Raw genomic sequence first — 16832 nt, 5'->3', positions numbered from 1 at the left:
CCCTCGGTGCCGTCGGTCGGTCCTCCTCCTCACTTCCTCCGCGGACGGCCTCGTTCCTCGGCCGGCCACTGCGGAAGCTCGCTCGTCAGCCCTCCGTGCAGGCCCGCGGCTCCTCGTCCAGACCCGCTTCGATCGCGTACCGGACAAGCTCCACGCGATTGTGCAGCTGGAGTTTGCCGAGGGTGTTCTGCACGTGGTTCTGCACGGTCCGGTGCGATATGACCAGGCGCTGGGCGATCTGCTTGTAGCTCAGGCCCTTCGCGACCAGCCGCAGCACCTCGGTCTCCCGCTCGGTCAGCCGGGGCGCGGCCGCGCCGCCCGGGGCGGCCGGCGGCGGCACGGTCGCCAGCCGGCGGTATTCGCCGAGCACCAGCCCTGCCAGGCCGGGAGTGAAGACCGGGTCGCCCACCGCCGTCCTGCGGACCGCGTCGACCAGCTCCTCCCGGCCCGCGGACTTCAGCAGGTAGCCGGTCGCCCCGGACTTGACCGCTTCCAGTACGTCGGTGTGCTCGCCGCTCGCGGACAGCACCAGGACGCGCATCGCGGGATCGCCCGCCACGACCTCCTTGCAGACCCGCACACCGGACGCGCCGGGCAGGTTGAGGTCGAGCACCAGCACCTGGGGGCGGGCCGCCTTGGCGCGGCGGATCGCCTCAGGGCCGTCGCCCGCGGTCGCCACCACCGTGAAGCCGGCCTCGGTCAGGTCGCGGGCGACCGCGTCGCGCCACATCGGGTGGTCGTCCACCACCATCACCGTGACCGCCGGCCGGGTGCCCTGGTCGTCGCCGACCGTCATGCGGTGCCTCCTCCGTTGGCGGCGGCCGGTGCCGCCGTGTCCTTGACGAGCCCGGCCCTGGGCAGCCGCAGCTCCACCTCGGTTCCCTGCCCCGGCAGCGACAGCAGCACCGCGGTCCCGCCGAGGTCGCCCAGCCGTCCGCGGATCGACTGGGCCACCCCCAGCCGCCCCTCGGCCGCCGCGGCGGCCAGCCGGCCCTCGGGGATGCCGGGACCGTCGTCCCGAACGGTCACCAGCACCACGTCCGGCTCGTCCTCGACCAGGATCCAGGCGTGCGCCCGCTCACCGGCGTGCCGCCACACGTTGTCCAGCGCCGCCCCCACCGCGGCGGACAGCTCCCCGGCGGCCGCCGGGTCGAGCAGCACGGGGGTGCCGGGCGCGGACAGCGTCACCCGTGCCGACGCGTACGGCGCGAGCAGCGTGCGCAGGTCGTGCGGCCCCGGCGGGGCGTCGTCCGCGCCGCGCGGCGCCGGGACGGGGGCGCCGCTGATCAGGGTGCGCAGCGCGGCCTCCTGCTCGCCGGCCATCCTGCCGAGCTCCGCGGCCTCGCCGCCGGCCTGGTTGCCGCGCCGCTGGACCATCGCCAGCACCTGGAGCACACCGTCGTGGATGTCCCTGGCCAGCCTTTCCCGCTCCCGGGTGGCGGCCTCGATCTGCAGGGCGCGGGCAAGGGTGCGCTCGCTGATCCTGGCGACCTCGACCACATAGCCGATGCCGATGCTCGCGACCCACACCAGCAGCACGTTGTGCAGGGTGTCGCCGGCCGCGCTGCGCCGCTCGACCAGGTCGGCGACGGCCACCAGCGAGGAGGCGACGGCGGCCCACCGCCAGCCGCCCTTGATAGCGAACGCCAGCACCGATCCCGCCGTCCAGATGGACGGCAGCGTGAAGGACCCCGAGTCGATACGCGCCTGGGTGTCCACGACCGCGGTCAGCAGGATGCCGGTGAGCGCCAGCGCCAGATCGGCGGCGAGGAAGCCTCTGGTGCACCGCCGGGCCGACATCACCCGCCCGAGCGTGGCCAGCGTCCACACCGCCAGCACCCCGACGTAGGCTCCGCCCAGCAGGGGGTGACGCATCTCGTCGTACGCGTAGCAGTACAGCGCCACGGCGTACGCGGCCGTCAGCACGCGATACGCCACGAGCGCCCGCCACAACGGCTGTTCCACCGACATGCGCATGCGGCGCCCCTTTCCCCCGACCGCCGCCAGCCTAGCCCGCACCATGCGCCCTCGGGGCGCCCGACAGGGGCGCGGGGAACGGCGCGCGCAACCCACCACGACCGTCGTGTGGCGAAGACCGCCACCACCCCAGGGGCGCGTGGGGGTACCCCCAGGCGAAGCTCCGGGGAGAGCGGAGCGACCGGCCCCCACCGGGCGCGCGGGTCGTCACCGGCCCGAAGGGGCTGTTCGGTCCTCCCCCAGAGCTTTGCCCGGGAGTACCCCCATCTCGCTTCGCTCGGGACCACCGGCCGGTGGTGGGCTGGTCGACCAGTTCCCCGCGCCCCTGTCAGGCACCCCCTTGCCGAAGGGAAGCCCCACACCCACCGCGCCCAGCGGAAAGGCGCCCCCTGCGCAAGGGACCCCCGACCGCGGTGCACGGAGAGGCACCCCCTTGCCGAAGGGGAGCCGCACACCCACCGCGCCCGGCGGAAGGGCGCCCCCTGCGCAAGGGGGGGGGACGGCCTACCGAGGGGGCGTCGGGGAGTTGGACTCCGCGGCGAGGAGCCGCTTGGCCGCGGTCGCGTAGATGTCGACGTACTCCTGGCCGGAGAGCTTCATGATCTCGTACATGACCTCGTCCGTGATCGACCGCAGGATGAAGCGGTCGCCCTCCATGCCCGCGTAGCGGGAGAAGTCCAGCGGCTTGCCGATCCTGATGCCGGGTCGGATCGAGAGCTTCGGTACGACCTTCCCCACCGGCTGCACCTTCTCCGTGTCGATCATCGCCACCGGGATCACCGGTGCCTTGCTGGCGAGGGCGACGCGGGCCAGGCCGCCCGGCTTGCCCCGGTACAGGCGGCCGTCGGGCGAGCGGGTGCCCTCGGGGTAGATCCCGAACAGCTCGCCGCGCTCCAGCACGGCGACCCCGCTCTTGATCGCGGCCTCGCCGGCGCCGCGGGCGCCCGACCGGTCGACGGGGAGCTGGCCGACGCCCTTGAAGAAGGCGGCGGTGAGCTTGCCCTTCACGCCGGGCGAGGTGAAATATTCCTCCTTCGCGATGAAGGTGACCTTCCGGTCGAGCACCGCGGGCAGGAAGAAGGAGTCCGAGAACGACAGGTGGTTGCTCGCGAGGATCGCGGGACCGTCGTGCGGGATGTGCTCAAGGCCTTCGACCCAGGGTCGGAAGGCCGCCTTGAGGGGCGAGCCGATGGCGATCTTCATCGCGCCGTAGAACAACCTCGGACCTCCTGTAGCCGACGCACCGACCTTAACGCCAGCGGGCGGCTCCGGCTGCTTCCGATGGGGCTTACCGCTTGGTATCGCGGCCGCGTACGCTGAACGTCCGACCTCCGTGTACTTCGTGTACCCGCGTACGCGATTTCACGCCCTCGAACAGGAGACCCACGGTGCCGCTCATGCCCGGAGCCGAACCGTACCGCCATGACGGCGGCGAGATCGGCGTGCTGCTCTGCCACGGATTCACCGGTTCCCCGCAGTCGATGCGCCCTTGGGGCGAGTACCTGGCGGAGCGCGGCCTGACCGTGTCCGTACCGCTGCTGCCGGGGCACGGCACCCGCTGGCAGGACATGCAGGTGACCGGCTGGCAGGACTGGTACGCCGAGGTGGACCGGGCGTTGGCGGAGCTGGCCGGGCGCTGTTCGCAGGTCTTCGTGGGCGGCCTGTCGATGGGCGGCACGCTCGCGCTGCGGCTGGCGGCCAGGCACGGTGCCGAGATCAGCGGCCTGATCCTGGTCAATCCGTCGGTGAAGGCCGACAGTCCGGCACTGAAGGCGGTGGCCGCGCTGAGCAAGGTGGTGCCGTCGGTGAAGGGCATCGCGAGCGACATCGCCATGGAGGGCGGCGCCGAGATCGGCTACGACCGCACGCCGCTGCGCGCGGTCCATTCGCTGACGGGGTTGTGGCGGCTGGTCAGAGCGGCGCTGCCGCAGGTCACGCAGCCGCTGCTGCTGCTGCACAGCCGGGTCGACCATGTGGTGCACCCGTCGAACTCGGCGGTGGTGCTCGGCTCGGTGTCGTCCACGGACGTCACCGAGAAGGTGCTGGAGCGCAGCTTCCACGTGGCGACGCTGGACCATGACGCGGAGCGGATCTTCGCGGAGTCGTATGCCTTCGTCGAGCGGCTGTCGACCGGTGCGGGCACGGCGGGCGACACGGTGAAGGAGGGTACGGCCGGTGGCTGACCGCGAGGACGAGGGCACCGCCCCGAGCGAGGACGAGCCGCCCCGCCCGCCGCTGGACGAGGAGGCGGCCTGGGCCGCGCTGATCGCCGGCTACGACAACGACCCGGAGCCGGCCACGGCCGCGGCATGGCCCGAGGTGGAGAACGTCCCGCTGCCGCCGGCCGATCCCGACCCGACGGATCCGGCGGCGGTCAGTACGGCGCCGCCGCCCGCGGACCGCACGATCGTGATCCACCCGGTGATCAGCGGTCCGCGGGACTACGAACTGGCCGACGACGACGAGGAGGCGCATTTCGTGCCGCCCGAGCCGCCGCCGCTGCCGGATGCGGACGTGACGACGAAATTCGCCTGGATCGCGGTGCTCGGCGGCCCGCTGCTGCTGCTCGCGTTCGTGCTTCTCCAGGTCGAACTGACCTGGTGGGCGGTCACGGTGGGTGTCGGCGGCTTCCTCGGCGGCTTCGCCACGCTGGTGGCGCGGATGCGCACGGGTGACGAGGACGACGACGACGATCCCGGCCGCGGCGCCGTCGTCTGACGGGCGCCGCAGGGGTCGGCCCGGGGGCCCCGGGCGGGCTCAGCGGATGTAGAGCGCCTCGACGTCGGCCGCGTAGTCGGCGAGCACCACGTTGCGCTTGAGCTTCAGCGACGGTGTCAGGTGCCCGGACTCTTCGGTGAACTGCGCCGGGAGGACGCGGAACTTGCGTACCGACTCGGCCTGCGAGACCGCCGTGTTGCCCTCGTCCACCGCGTGCTGGATCGCGGCCAGCAGGTCGGGGTCGGCTGCCAGTTGGGCGGCGGTGCTGCCCGTCTTGCCGTGCTGGGCGGCCCATTGGGGCAGGAATTCCTCGTCCAGGGTGATCAGCGCGGCCACGAAGGGGCGGGCGTCGCCGACGACCATGCACTCGGCGACCAGCGCGTCGGCCCTGATGCGGTCCTCCATCACCGCGGGCGCGACGTTCTTGCCGCCTGCGGTGACGATGATCTCCTTCTTGCGGCCGGTGATGGACAGGTAGCCGTCCTCGTCCAGCGCGCCGATGTCACCGGTGTGGAACCAGCCGTCGGCCATGGCCTCGGCGGTGGCGGGCTCGTTGTTCCAGTAGCCGGTGAAGAGGTGCTCGCCGTAGAGCAGCACCTCGCCGTCGCCGGCGATGCGGATCGTGGAGCCGGGCAGCGGCTGGCCGACGGTGCCGATCTTGGTGCGGTCCCACGGGTTGAAGGCGGTGGCCGCGCACGACTCGGTGAGGCCGTAGCCCTCCAGGACGGTGAAGCCGATGCCGCGGTAGAAGTGGCCGAGGCGCTCGCCGAGCGGGGCGCCGCCGGAGACGGCGTGGGTGGCCCGGCCGCCGAGCACCGCCCGCAGCTTGGCATAGACGAGCCGGTCGAAGACCTTGTGGGTGAGGCGCAGCCGGACCGAGGGGCCGGCGGGGGTGTCCAGGGCGCGGCTGTAGTCGATCGCGGTGGCCGCGGCCTTGTCGAAGACCTTGCCCTTGCCGCCGGCCTGGGCGGTGGCCCGCGCGGTGTTGTAGACCTTCTCGAAGACCCGCGGCACCCCGAGGATCAGGGTGGGCCTGAAGCCCTGGAGGTCGTCGGTGAGGTGCTTGATGTCGGGCACGTGGCCGAGCCTGACCGGCGCCATCACGGCGGCGACCTCGATGAGCCGGCCGAAGACGTGGGCGAGCGGCAGGAAGAGCAGCACCGAGGACTCGCCGGTGCGGAAGAGCGGGGCGAGGCGTTCGAGGACGTTGCCGCACTCGGCGAAGAAGCTGCGGTGGCTGAGCACGCAGCCTTTGGGGCGGCCGGTGGTGCCCGAGGTGTAGACGATGGTCGCGGGCGAGTCGGCGTTCGCGGCGGCGCCGCGCTCGTCGAGCACCGCGTCGGAGATGTCGCCGCCGGCGGCGACCAGCGCGTCGACCGCGCCGGTGTCGATCCGCCAGACGTGCTTGAGCTGCGGCAGCCGCTCGCGTACGGACTCCACCGCCCGCTCGTGCGGGCCGGACTCCACGACCACGGCGACGGCGCCGGAGTCGGCGAGGATCCATTCGAGCTGGGAGGCCGAGGACGTCTCGTAGACCGGCACGGTGACCGCGCCGGCGCTCCAGACGGCGAAGTCGAGCAGCGTCCACTCGTAGCGGGTCCTGGACATCAGGGCGACGCGGTCGCCGGGCTGCACGCCCTCGGCGATCAGCCCGCGGGCGGCGGCCCGCACCTCGGCGAGGAAGCGGGTCGCGGTGATGTCCTGCCAGTGGCCGGCGGAATCCTTGCGGCCGATGACGGGGGTGTCCGGGTGCTGGGCGGCGTTGCGGCGGATCAGGTCCGTCAGATTCCCGTCAGCGGGGACCTCGTACAGGGCCGGAAGGCTGAACTCACGCAAGGCGACTGCTCCTCATCGGTGCCACGGCGCACCCGGAGGGAAGGTGATGGACGGGCTGGACGTTACCCATCGGTAAAGCTCCGGCGATAGGGGGCACGACAAGATGTTTTAAGCATCACACACCGTGAGGGGCGGGGGCACCGATGCCCGGAAGACTAGACCAACGCCCCGCCGATCCACAGGTGACCCGCGAGCGGGGCGGCCTGCGCGGGGCGCTATAAAGTGACCGCATGCGGGTGCATGTGGTGAGTGACGTGCATGGTGCGGCCGAGGCGCTGGCCCGGGCCGGCCAGGGTGCCGACGCGCTGGTCTGCCTCGGCGACCTGATCCTCTTCCTGGACTACGCCGACCATTCCCGGGGCATCTTCCCCGACCTCTTCGGCGTCGAGAACGCCGACCGGATGGTCGAGTTGCGCACCGCCCGCCGCTTCGACGACGCCCGCAGGTTCGACGCCCAGCTCTGGTCGGGCATCGACCGGCACGGGGCCATCGAGGCCGCGGTGCGCAAGCAGTACGCCGAGCTCTTCGCCGCCTTCCCGACCCCGACCTACGCCACCTACGGCAATGTCGACGTCCCCGACCTGTGGTACGAGTACGCCGGCCCCGGCACCACCGTGCTGGACGGCACCACCGCGGAGATCGGCGGCCGGGTCTTCGGCTTCGTCGGCGGCGGCCTGCGCACCCCGATGCGCACGCCCTACGAGGTCGGTGAGGAGGAATACGCGGCCAAGGTCGCCGCCCTCGGCCCGGTCGACGTGCTGTGCTCGCACATCCCGCCGGCTGTTCCCGAGCTGTGCTACGACACCGCCGCCCGCCGGTTCGAGCGCGGCAGCCAGGCACTGCTCGACGCGGTCCGGACGGTGCAGCCGAAATACGCGCTCTTCGGCCACGTCCACCAGCCGCTGGTCGCCCGCACCCGCATCGGCCGCACCGAATGCGTCAACGTCGGCCACTTCAACCACACCCGCACCCCGTGGGTGCTGGAGTGGTGAGGCACGAGGCGAACCGCCCCCGCATGGTGACGGCCCTGCCACCTGGGCGCGATAGCCTCTCAGCACACTCCTCAGCACACTTCACGCAGCATCCTGCACCAGTAGTCCGGAGGGCCACGGCGATGGCGGAACACACACGGTCGAGCATCACGATCGAGGCGGCCCCGACCGCCGTCATGGGCGTCATCGCCGACTTCGACCGCTACCCGGAGTGGACCGGCGAGGTCAAGGAGGCCGAGGTCCTCTCCCGCGACGAGGACGGCCGCGCCCAGCAGGTGCGGCTGCTGCTCGACGCCGGCGCGATCAAGGACGACCACACCCTGGCCTACACCTGGATCAGCCCGGACGAGGTGCGCTGGTCGCTGGTCAGGTCGCAGATGCTGCGCACCCTCGACGGCTCCTACGCGCTCGCCGCGCTGGACGGCGGGCGGCGCACCGAGGTCACCTACCAGCTCACGGTGGACGTCAAGATCCCGATGCTCGGCATGATCAAGCGCAAGGCCGAGAAGGTCATCATCGACCGGGCGCTCGCCGGGTTGAAGAAGCGGGTCGAGGCGGCGCCCGAGAAAGCCGCCGGCGAGGCCGACGCCGAGACCGCCGGCTGATGCCGGCAGCTCCCGCTCGCACCGTCCTGATCACCGGCGCGGGCGGCGCGGGCCGCACCACGGTCGCGGCCGCCACGGCGGCCGCGGCGGCCGCGGCCGGCACCCGCACCCTGCTGCTGACCTACGACAGGGAGGCCGCCGCCGCGCTGTCCGGCACCGTCCCCGGGCTCGGCGTCGCCTCGATCGACCCCGGCGCCGCCTTCCAGGACGCGCTGCTCGACCTGCAGAGCCGGGGCGGCACCCTGCTGGCGCTGCTCGGCGCGGCGCCGCTGGACCCGGAGGAGCTGACGCCGCTGCCGGGCGCGGAGGCGCTGGCGCTGCTGCGGGCGGTGCGCGCGGCCCACGACGGCACGTGGGAGCTGGCCGTCGTCGACCTGCCGCCGGTGCGCGAGGCGGTGGGGCTGCTGGCGCTGCCGGGTCAACTGCGGCGCTACCTCTTCCGGTTGCTGCCCGCCGACCGGCAGGCGGCCCGCGCGCTGCGGCCCGTGCTGGCCCAGTTGGCCGGGGTGCCGATGCCCACCGAGTGGGCGTACGAGGCGGCCGCCCGCGCGGACCGCGAACTGGCCGCCGTCCAGGCGGTGATCGAGCATCCGGGCACGTCGGTGACGGTCGTGGTGGAACCGGGCGCCCACGCCGCGGAGGTCCTCCGCACCGCGCGGACCGGCCTGGCGCTGCACGGCCTGGGCCCGGCGTCGGTCGTCGCCAACCGGCTGCTGCCCACCGACGCGGCCGACCCCTTCCTGGCCGCCCTTTCCGGCACCCAGCAGGCCCATCTCAAGGCGCTGGCGGAGGTCTGCGCGGCCGACGGCACCTCCCTCCACGAACTGCCGCACCTGGGACGGGAGCCGCAGGGCCCCGAGGAGGCGCTCGCGGTGCCTTACGACGCGGCTCCCGCGGCCGGCGGCGACCCGTGGACCGTGGAGGACCGGCTGCGTGACGAGGGCCACTTCGTATGGTCGCTGCCGCTGCCCGGGGCGACCAAGGACGGTCTCGACCTGGTGCGGCGCGGCGACGAACTCGTCGTGGACGCCGGGGGCTTCCGGCGGATCCTGCCGCTGCCTTCGGCGCTGCGGCGCTGCACCGTGGAGGGTGCCGCGCTGCGCGACGGGGCGCTGCGGGTGCGGTTCACGCCCGACCCCGGACTCTGGCCGCGCTGACCGGCCGCTCCCGGGCCCGGTTCGGGTACCGTCGGGAGTCGAGGGCTGACGCCCGAGCTGCCGCGCCCGTTTGGAGCCGATCATGAGCGAAGCCACCGACCGTCCCGACGCCGACGCGTGGGCGAAGGCCAGTGCCGAGGACATCGCGGCCGAGCACGCCAGGCGGCGCGAACAGGCGGGCCAGGCCGGCGCCGCCGAGGAGCTGCGGCGTTTCGCGGAGGCGGTCGGCGACGCGGTCGGCGACCGGCTGGCCGCGCTGCGCAATCCCGCGGTGCAGCTCGCCGCGCAAGGCGTCCTGTCCCAGGTGCGTTCTGTTGTCGAACCCATCAAGGAGCGGAATCCGGACGTCTTCGACCACCTGACGGCCGCGGGGGCCGAATTGCTGGCGGCATACCGGTCCGCAGTGGCAGGAGCGGAATCCCGCTGGACCTCGGGCGGGACCTCGTCGCGTTCAACGGCTGAACACATCGACCTCGACTGACCCCCTCTCCGGTACGGTTCTCTTAGCGGGGATCGACCGAAAACTGAGGGACACATGGGACTCACCATCGGCGTCGACATCGGCGGCACCAAAATCGCGGCCGGAGTGGTCGACGAGGAAGGCTCGATTCTTGAGACCGTCAAGGTGCCGACGCCGCCGACTCCCGAAGGCATCGTGGACGCGATCGTGGAGGCGGTGCGCCAGGTCAGCGCCGGTCACACGATCGAAGCCGTCGGCATCGGCGCCGCCGGCTACGTCGACGACAAGCGTGCCACCGTGCTGTTCGCGCCCAACATCAACTGGCGGCACGAGGCACTGAAGGACAAGGTCGAGCAGCGCGTCGGACTCCCCGTCGTCGTGGAGAACGACGCGAACGCGGCGGCATGGGGCGAGTATCGCTTCGGTGCCGGACAGGGCCATTCCGATGTGATCTGCATCACGCTCGGCACCGGCCTCGGCGGCGGCATCATCATCGGCAACAAGCTGCGCCGCGGCAGGTTCGGCGTCGCGGCGGAGTTCGGGCACATCCGGGTGGTGCCCGACGGTCTGCTGTGCGGCTGCGGCAGCCAGGGCTGCTGGGAGCAGTACGCCTCCGGGCGCGCCCTGGTCCGCTACGCCAAGCAGCGGGCCAACGCCACCCCGGAGAATGCCGAGACCCTGCTCGCACTGGGCGACGGGACCGTGGAAGGCATCGAGGGCCGGCACATCAGCGCCGCCGCCCGGCAGGGCGACCCGGTCGCCGTCGACTCCTTCCGTGAACTGGCCCGCTGGGCCGGTGCGGGCCTCGCCGACCTGGCGTCGCTCTTCGACCCGTCCGCCTTCATCGTCGGCGGCGGCGTGGCCGACGAGGGCGAACTGGTCCTCGACCCGATCCGCAAGTCCTTCCGGCGCTGGCTGATCGGCGGGGAGTGGCGTCCGCACGCCCAGGTCCTCGCCGCGCAGCTCGGCGGCAAGGCGGGGCTGGTCGGGGCCGCCGACCTGGCACGACAGGGCTGAGGCGAATGACCGTGGAGGATCTGCCGGGTTCAAGCACCGAGCCGTCCTCGGCGGTCGTACGCGTGCTCAGCTACAACATCCGCTCGATGCGGGACGACACGACGGCGCTGGCCCGGGTGATCCGAGCCTGCGCCCCCGATCTCGTCCTGGTCCAAGAGGCTCCGCGGTTCTTCCGATGGCGTAAGGCCGCGGCCCGCCTCGCCCAGTCCACCGGTCTGGTCCATGTGACCGGCGGCGCCACCGCGGCGGGACCGATGATCCTGTCCTCGCTGCGGGCCCATGTGGAGCGCACCGAGGACGTCCTGCTGCCGCACCGTCCGCCGCTGCACCAGCGGGGGTTCGCCACCGCGGTGCTGCGGATCGGCGGTGCCAGGCTCGGCGTGATCAGCACCCACCTCAGCCTCAGCCCGGCCGAGCGCTACGAACAGGCCGGGCTGCTGCTGGACCGGGTGGCCGCGATGGGCGAACCGAACGTGGTGGTCGGCGGCGACTTCAACGAGCCGCCCGACCGCCCCGGCTTCGCCCGTATCGCCGCCCACCTCCAGGACGGCTTCGCCGTCGCCCCGTGGGGCGGCGAGGTCACCAACACCCAGGCGCCCTTCCAGCGGATCGACGCGGTCTTCACGACCAAGCCGGTCGAGGTGCTGGGCTGCGGGGTGCCCGAGCGGGTCGCCGGCGTCACCGCCATCGACCTCTACACGGCCACCGACCACCTGCCGGTGCTGGCCGCGCTGCGTATCCCCAAGGCCTGAGGCCCCCGCCCCCGCGGAGGCCGCCCGGCCCGGAGGCTCAGAGCAGGTCGCGCAGCCGCCGGGCCAGCAGGTCCCAGCGCCAGGACTCCTCCACCCAGGCCCGCCCGCGCTCGCCCATCCGGCGGCGCAGGTCGGCGTCCCGCAGCAGGGCCAGGATGCGCTCGGCGGACTGCTCGGGCGAGCCGCCGCGCACCACCCAGCCGGTCTCGCCGTCCAGCACCGCGTCGGGGGCGCCGCCCGAGTCGCCCGCGACGACCGGCAGCCCGGTGGCCGACGCCTCCAGGTAGACGATGCCGAGGCCTTCCACGTCCAGGCCGCCGCGCCGGGTCCTGCACGGCATCGCGAAGACGTCGCCCGCCCCGAAGTGGGCGGGCAGCTCGTCCCCGGGCACCGGCCCGGTGAAGCGGACGGAGCCGGCGACACCGGTGCGCTCGGCGAGCGCCTCCAGCTCGCCGCGGTAGGGGCCGCCGCCGACGATCAGCAGCGCCGTGTCCGGCTTCTCCCGCAGGATGCGCGGCATCGCCAGGATCAGCGTGTCCTGGCCCTTGCGCGGCACCAGCCGCGACACGCACACCACGACCGGGCGGTCCGCCAGCCCCAGCCTGGCCCGTACGACCGCACCGCCCGACCCCGGGTGGAAGGTCTTCTCGTCGACGCCCGGCGGCAGTTGGACCATCCGCTCCGCCGCACGCCCGGTCAGCGCCGAGGCGATACGGGAACGGGTGTACTCACCCAGATAGGTGAGGGTGTCGGTGTCCTCGCCGATCCTGCGCAGCAGTTGGCGGCTCGCGGGCAGCTGCGCCCAGGCCGCCTCGTGGCCGTGCGTGGTGCCGACCAGCCGCAGCGCGCCCGCCTTGCGCAGCGCCGGCGCCATCAGGCCCAGCGGTGCCGCCGCCCCGAACCACACCGACGAGCAGCCGTGACTCCGCAGCAGCCGCACCGCGGTCCGCGTCACCCTCGGCGTCGGCAGCAGCATCTTCGTACGGTCCCTGACGACCGGGAAGGGCTGCTCGGCGTCGAACCGCGCGACCGCGGTGCCGTCCTTCCACGTCGAGGCGTAGACGACGACCCGGTCCGGGTCGAGGCGCAGCGCCATACTGTGGACGAAGGACTGGATACCGCCCTGGCGCGGCGGGAAGTCATTGGTGACGATCAAGGTCTTTTCCATCGCCGCCGAGATTACTCCGGCGCCGCGGGCCGCCGCGCGCGTCCCTCCCGGCTGCCAGGCGCCGCGGGCCGCAAGATGCAAGACGTGAGATATCGGCATATGAGCGGCCCGATGCCGCTGGTCGTCGTGTGGGCGCTCAGCCGTGCGCTGCTGCTGGTCTTCGTCTTCCAGCTGCTCCACTTCCCCGGCCAAGGCGTCGTCTACGACGTGTCCTCGGTCTACCAGCGCTGGTATCCGACGCTGCTCTCCGGCGCCTTCCCCGCGCACGACGTGACCTGGCAGTATCCGCCGGGCGCGGCGGCCGTCCTGGTCGCACCGGGCGCCCTGCCCTTCCTCAGCTACCCGGCGGCCTTCTTCTGGCTGGCCTTCCTCGCCGACGCCGCGGTCCTCGCCTGCCTGCTGTACGACGCCTCGCACCGCTCCTGGCGGCTCGACGGGGCATGGGTGTGGGTGGTCGGCGTCCTGCTCCTGGGCCCCATCGTCTACGCCCGCTACGACATCATGGCCACCGCCGTCGGCGTCGCCGCGCTCCTGGCCCTGCGCCGCCGCCCCGCCCTCGGCGGCCTGATCGCCGGAGCCGGCACGCTCATCAAGCTCTGGCCGCTGCTGCTGCTCATCGGCACACCGCGGGGCCGCGCCACCCGCCGCGCCTGGCTCACCGCGGGCGCCGCCGTCGCCGCCGGCTCCCTGCTCTTCTACGCCACCATGCCGGGCGCCTTCTCCTTCCTGACCTTCCAGCGCGACCGCGGCACCGAGATCGAGTCCCTCGGCGGCCTCGCCCTCCACCTCGCCCGGCACGCCGGATGGCACGGCGTCACCGCGCTCCACTACGGCTCCGTGGAATTCATCGGCCCCTACGTGGACCTGGTCAGCACGCTTTCGCTGGCGCTGAGCGTCCTGGGCCTCTGCTGGCTGCTCCTGTGGCGCATGCGGGCCCGCGTCTTCACGGCCGCGACCCCCTACGACGCCGGCTTCACAGCCGTCCTCCTCTTCACCGCCACGAGCCGGGTGATCAGCCCGCAGTATCTTGTGTGGCTGGTCGGCATCGGGGCGGTCTGCGTCTCCCTGCGGGAGAGCGCGGTGCGTCTGCCCGTGTTCCTGCTGCTGCCTGCGGCGCTGCTGACGACCCTGGAATTCCCCGTGTATTTCGCCCACGTCGTCGCCGGCGACTTCCTGGGCGTCGCCCTCATCCTCTCCCGCAACGCGCTGCTCTGCGGGGCCGGCCTTGTCGCCTGCCGCCGCGTCTGGCGTGCCGCCGCCTCCCCCGCGCCTTCCCGGGCCCCGCGCCGCCTCACCTGGTCGCGCAGTTCCCCGCGCCCCTGAGGTCGCCCTGCGGGGGGCTGTACGGACTCCACGGTGCCGCTGCGCGGGGGCTTGTCGCGCCGTTCTCCCCCAGAGCTTCGCGTGGGGGTACCCCACGCGCCCCTGAAAAACGCTCACCCCCCCCCCACGGGCCAATGCCTGGCGCAGGAGGACGCAGGCCAATAGGGGCGCGGGGAACTGCGCGCCCAGCCCCCGCCGGGCCGCAGGCAAGCACCGCACTGCAAGAGGCACCCACCCAGGGGCGCGTGGGGGTACCCTCACGCGAAGCTCTGGGGGAGAACTGCGCGCACCACCACGGCGGCGCCGTCAGGCAGGCAACGCACCGCGAGGGGCGCGGTCAGCCGGGGGTGCGGAAGGCTCGGGCCAGGGCTATGCGCTCCGCAGGAGTCGGGTGGGTGCCGAAGAGCAGGTGTAGGGCGGGGGGCGGGCTGGGCTCGGCCACGTTCGCGACGGTGAGCCGCCGCTGCATGGCGATGAATTGCCCCGGGTCCGCCGTGAGGCGCAAGGCGTGGCGGTCGGCGCGTACCTCCACGCGCCGGCTGACGGCGCACCCGAGGGGCCCGGCGAGCGCCCCGCCGACGGAGGCGACGGCCGCGAGGAGCCACGCCGACCGCGGGTCGGCGAAGCGGTCCGCGCCGGCGAGGTCGAGCAGCGCCGGGCGGCTGACGACGGCGGCCAGCACGCACACCCCGAGGGCGGAGCCCACCGCGCCCAGTGCCGTGCCGCGGGCGACGTCGCGGTGCACGACGTGCCCGAGTTCGTGGGCGACGACCAGCTCGACCTCGCGCGGCTCCGCCGTGGTCAGGAGCGTGTCGTAGACGACGATCCGGCGGGTCCTGCCGAAGCCGGAGACGTACGCGTTGAGCGCCGTGGTGCGCCGTGACGCGTCGGCGACCAGGACGTCCCGCACGGTGACACCGTCGCGCGCGGCGAGGGCGAGCAGGGCCTCGCGCAACGGGCCGGGGGACATCGGGGTGAAGCGGTTGAAGAGCGGTTCGAAGACCACCGGCGCGGCCCAGGACAGGGCGACGGTCACGGCCGCAGCGCCGAGCGCGGCCCAGGCCCACCACCAGCGGGTGGCGCCGGCGAGCGCGTAGACGGCGAAGAGGGCGCCGCCGACGAGCGGCAGCGAGATGAGCAGGCCGCGCAGCACGTCCAGCGCCCAGCCGCCCCAGCCCTGGGTCACCAGGCCGAAGCGGACCCGTACGACCCGGGTACGGGCCCCGAAGGGCAGCGAGAGCAGTTGCGGGAGCAGGACGAGGGTGAGGGCTGCGCCCGCGACCCGGCCGGCCCACGTACCGCCGAAGGCGGCGACGAGCCCGGCGCCCGCCGGGGTCAGCCCGAGCGCGAGGACCAGTGCGAGGCCGGCCGCGCGGCCGGCGAGAGCGACCGGCCAGACCCCGCGCCGCAGGGCCCTGCCCCGGGCGATGTGCTCGTCAGAGAAGTCCGCCATGTCCTCGACCCCGCTCACCGCGGCCCCCCTCGTATGTACCGGCGCCGACGCCCGCCCCGACCCGCCTCGTACCGCAGTGTGCCGGCGCGCCTCATCCCAGTTCCTGCTTCACATACCCGCGCCACCGTGCGGTGAAGTCGGCGAGGGACAGGTGCAGGCCGGACCGCAGCACCGGGTCGAGGTTCGGGGTCGTGCCCGCGGCGCGGTAGAGGGTCGTCAGGGTCTCGGGGGACCACTGGTCGGCGATCATGCGGCAGGCGAGCCAGCCGCCCTCGTAGGCCTGGGCCAGGTCCGTGGAGGTGGGGCGGAAGTCCGCGGCGGTGGGGAGGGCCGCGGGGATGTGGCCCGCGGTGACGTCCTGGGCAAGTTCCGGGGCGATCTCGGGGGCCGTGCGGCCGGACTCGCGGTAGGCGACCCAGTCGGCGAAGCCCTCCGACAGCCACAGGGGGGTGCGGGCGGTGGTGGCCAGGCGGGTGGCGACGTGGGTGGTCTCGTGGGTGAGGACGACCTGGCGGCCGAAGGCGGAGAGCTCCCCGAAGGCGGCGGGGTTGACGATGACGCGGTCGGCGGGGGCCTGGGCGCTGCCGCCGAGTTCGCCGGTGGTGACCGCGGCGATGCCCTTGTAGTCGGCGGGGTCGGCCGCGAGCAGCGCGCCGAGCTGGTCGAGGGTGCTCGGCGCCTCGATCACGACGCTGCCCGGCCAGCCGGCCCGGCCCCAGGCGTGCTGCACCTGCGGCACCGCCAGGTCGGCGTCGGCCGCGTAGCCGCGCAGCGTCCTGGCGTCGCCGAGGCCGAGCACCAGGCTGTGCGCCCCGCGCACCACCGTCACCTTGCCCTGGTCCCACAGCTGTACGGCGCTGCGCCGCCCGGCGGAGGCCCCCTGGTCGTCGGCGGCGACATACCAGCGCCCGGCGCGCTCGGTGAGGGTCAGGTAGGACGTGGAGACCACCGGCTGCGCGTCGTAGCCGCGCAGCCGGTAGCGCAGCTCGACCTCCGCGGCGGTCCTGCGGGTGCCGTCGGAGCCGGCCTCGGGCGGCAGCGGGAAGGCGTCGGTGCGGACCACGCGGTAGGACCAGTCGGCGAGCGGCACCTGCGCGAGGTTGCCGAACATCTGCCGCTGGGCGGCCAGGAAGCGGGTGGCGCGCGGGTCGACCCCGGCGAGGAAGGCCGGCTGGTCGTGCTGCCGCACCGCTGCCGCCCGCTGGTCGAGCAGCCGCTGCACCGCGGGGTCGGCGGTGGGCGGCGCGGCCTTGGCGGGCGCTCCCCCGCAGCCGGTGAGCGCGGCGAGCAGCCCGATCAGGGCGAGGACGGCGGTCACGGCGCCGGCCGTCTGGCGTCGTGGGTGCACCGCGGTCATGCGCCCGATCGTACGAC

16 protein-coding genes are annotated in these 16832 nt (G+C 73.6%); 9 read left to right on the top strand and 7 right to left on the bottom strand.

What is annotated here, in order from left to right; genetic code table 11:
* Positions 1 to 85: 85 nt before the first annotated feature.
* From OG900_30135 to OG900_30125, 3 genes are all read right to left on the bottom strand, one after another.
* Entirely contained in the window at positions 86 to 796 is a 711-nt protein-coding gene (locus tag OG900_30135; GenBank protein WUH93961.1) for a response regulator transcription factor, read from the bottom strand.
* A complete protein-coding gene (locus OG900_30130) occupies positions 793 to 1971 on the bottom strand; it encodes a DUF5931 domain-containing protein (protein WUH95986.1) in 1179 nt (392 codons plus the stop codon). The genes OG900_30135 and OG900_30130 overlap by 4 nt, the downstream gene beginning before the upstream one ends.
* 510 nt (positions 1972 to 2481) lie before the next feature.
* Positions 2482 to 3195, bottom strand: coding sequence for a 1-acyl-sn-glycerol-3-phosphate acyltransferase (locus OG900_30125; protein ID WUH93960.1), 714 nt, complete (start codon positions 3193 to 3195; stop codon positions 2482 to 2484).
* 170 nt (positions 3196 to 3365) lie between these two features.
* Between OG900_30125 and OG900_30120 the strand changes: the two genes are divergently transcribed.
* Both OG900_30120 and OG900_30115 read left to right on the top strand, forming a co-directional pair.
* Positions 3366 to 4160 (top strand): alpha/beta fold hydrolase, encoded by a 795-nt coding sequence (locus OG900_30120; protein ID WUH93959.1) that lies wholly within the window; start codon positions 3366 to 3368, stop codon positions 4158 to 4160.
* A complete protein-coding gene (locus tag OG900_30115) occupies positions 4153 to 4695 on the top strand; it encodes a hypothetical protein (protein WUH93958.1) in 543 nt (180 codons plus the stop codon). The genes OG900_30120 and OG900_30115 overlap by 8 nt, the downstream gene beginning before the upstream one ends.
* A gap of 39 nt (positions 4696 to 4734) precedes the next feature.
* Here OG900_30115 and OG900_30110 read toward each other — a convergent pair whose 3' ends face one another.
* Positions 4735 to 6531 (bottom strand): AMP-dependent synthetase/ligase, encoded by a 1797-nt coding sequence (locus OG900_30110; GenBank protein ID WUH93957.1) that lies wholly within the window; start codon positions 6529 to 6531, stop codon positions 4735 to 4737.
* Between the two features lie 230 nt (positions 6532 to 6761).
* Here OG900_30110 and OG900_30105 point away from each other — a divergent pair, with 230 nt between their 5' ends.
* The 6 genes from OG900_30105 (at position 6762) to OG900_30080 (ending at position 11514) form a co-directional block, all read left to right on the top strand.
* Complete coding sequence (locus OG900_30105) at positions 6762 to 7523, top strand: metallophosphoesterase (protein WUH93956.1); 762 nt, start codon at positions 6762 to 6764, stop codon at positions 7521 to 7523.
* A gap of 122 nt (positions 7524 to 7645) precedes the next feature.
* The gene (locus OG900_30100; GenBank protein ID WUH93955.1) at positions 7646 to 8128 is read left to right on the top strand and encodes an SRPBCC family protein; all 483 of its coding nucleotides are present in this window, start codon (positions 7646 to 7648) and stop codon (positions 8126 to 8128) included.
* Complete coding sequence (locus OG900_30095) at positions 8128 to 9285, top strand: ArsA family ATPase (protein WUH93954.1); 1158 nt, start codon at positions 8128 to 8130, stop codon at positions 9283 to 9285. Before OG900_30100 ends, OG900_30095 begins: the two co-directional genes overlap by 1 nt.
* Positions 9286 to 9367: 82 nt before the next feature.
* A complete protein-coding gene (locus OG900_30090; GenBank protein WUH93953.1) occupies positions 9368 to 9766 on the top strand; it encodes a DUF5304 domain-containing protein in 399 nt (132 codons plus the stop codon).
* Between the two features lie 54 nt (positions 9767 to 9820).
* On the top strand, positions 9821 to 10762 hold the full coding sequence (locus tag OG900_30085; GenBank protein ID WUH93952.1) for an ROK family glucokinase: 942 nt from the start codon (positions 9821 to 9823) through the stop codon (positions 10760 to 10762).
* Positions 10763 to 10767: 5 nt separating this feature from the next.
* Positions 10768 to 11514, top strand: coding sequence for an endonuclease/exonuclease/phosphatase family protein (locus OG900_30080; protein WUH93951.1), 747 nt, complete (start codon positions 10768 to 10770; stop codon positions 11512 to 11514).
* A gap of 37 nt (positions 11515 to 11551) precedes the next feature.
* On the opposite strand, the gene OG900_30075 is transcribed toward OG900_30080, so the two are convergent.
* Positions 11552 to 12682 carry a glycosyltransferase family 4 protein gene (locus tag OG900_30075; GenBank protein ID WUH93950.1) on the bottom strand — a complete coding sequence of 377 codons (1131 nt, stop codon included), beginning with the start codon at positions 12680 to 12682 and terminating at the stop codon, positions 11552 to 11554.
* 84 nt (positions 12683 to 12766) lie between these two features.
* Here OG900_30075 and OG900_30070 point away from each other — a divergent pair, with 84 nt between their 5' ends.
* Positions 12767 to 14005: a DUF2029 domain-containing protein gene (locus OG900_30070; GenBank protein ID WUH93949.1), complete on the top strand. Its 1239-nt coding sequence runs from the start codon at positions 12767 to 12769 to the stop codon at positions 14003 to 14005.
* 337 nt (positions 14006 to 14342) lie between these two features.
* On the opposite strand, the gene OG900_30065 is transcribed toward OG900_30070, so the two are convergent.
* Positions 14343 to 15476, bottom strand: a complete 1134-nt coding sequence (locus OG900_30065) for a M48 family metalloprotease (protein WUH93948.1) — start codon at positions 15474 to 15476, stop codon at positions 14343 to 14345.
* A gap of 73 nt (positions 15477 to 15549) precedes the next feature.
* Positions 15550 to 16815, bottom strand: a complete 1266-nt coding sequence (locus tag OG900_30060; GenBank protein ID WUH93947.1) for a basic secretory family protein — start codon at positions 16813 to 16815, stop codon at positions 15550 to 15552.
* Positions 16816 to 16832: the final 17 nt, after the last annotated feature.

Source organism: Streptomyces sp. NBC_00433, from assembly GCA_036015235.1.
In the GTDB taxonomy this organism is placed as follows: Bacteria; Actinomycetota; Actinomycetes; order Streptomycetales; family Streptomycetaceae; genus Actinacidiphila.
This window is presented reverse-complemented; position numbering and strand designations above follow the sequence as displayed.

What these genes read in the sequence shown, in the direction of transcription:
- OG900_30135 (WUH93961.1), bottom strand. Translation starts at nt 796, where the DNA reads ATGACGGTCGGCGACGACCAGGGCACCCGGCCGGCGGTCACGGTGATG.
- OG900_30130 (WUH95986.1), bottom strand. Translation starts at nt 1,971, where the DNA reads ATGTCGGTGGAACAGCCGTTGTGGCGGGCGCTCGTGGCGTATCGCGTG.
- OG900_30105 (WUH93956.1), top strand. Translation starts at nt 6,762, where the DNA reads ATGCGGGTGCATGTGGTGAGTGACGTGCATGGTGCGGCCGAGGCGCTG.
- OG900_30100 (WUH93955.1), top strand. Translation starts at nt 7,646, where the DNA reads ATGGCGGAACACACACGGTCGAGCATCACGATCGAGGCGGCCCCGACC.
- OG900_30095 (WUH93954.1), top strand. Translation starts at nt 8,128, where the DNA reads ATGCCGGCAGCTCCCGCTCGCACCGTCCTGATCACCGGCGCGGGCGGC.
- OG900_30090 (WUH93953.1), top strand. Translation starts at nt 9,368, where the DNA reads ATGAGCGAAGCCACCGACCGTCCCGACGCCGACGCGTGGGCGAAGGCC.
- OG900_30085 (WUH93952.1), top strand. Translation starts at nt 9,821, where the DNA reads ATGGGACTCACCATCGGCGTCGACATCGGCGGCACCAAAATCGCGGCC.
- OG900_30080 (WUH93951.1), top strand. Translation starts at nt 10,768, where the DNA reads ATGACCGTGGAGGATCTGCCGGGTTCAAGCACCGAGCCGTCCTCGGCG.
- OG900_30075 (WUH93950.1), bottom strand. Translation starts at nt 12,682, where the DNA reads ATGGAAAAGACCTTGATCGTCACCAATGACTTCCCGCCGCGCCAGGGC.
- OG900_30060 (WUH93947.1), bottom strand. Translation starts at nt 16,815, where the DNA reads ATGACCGCGGTGCACCCACGACGCCAGACGGCCGGCGCCGTGACCGCC.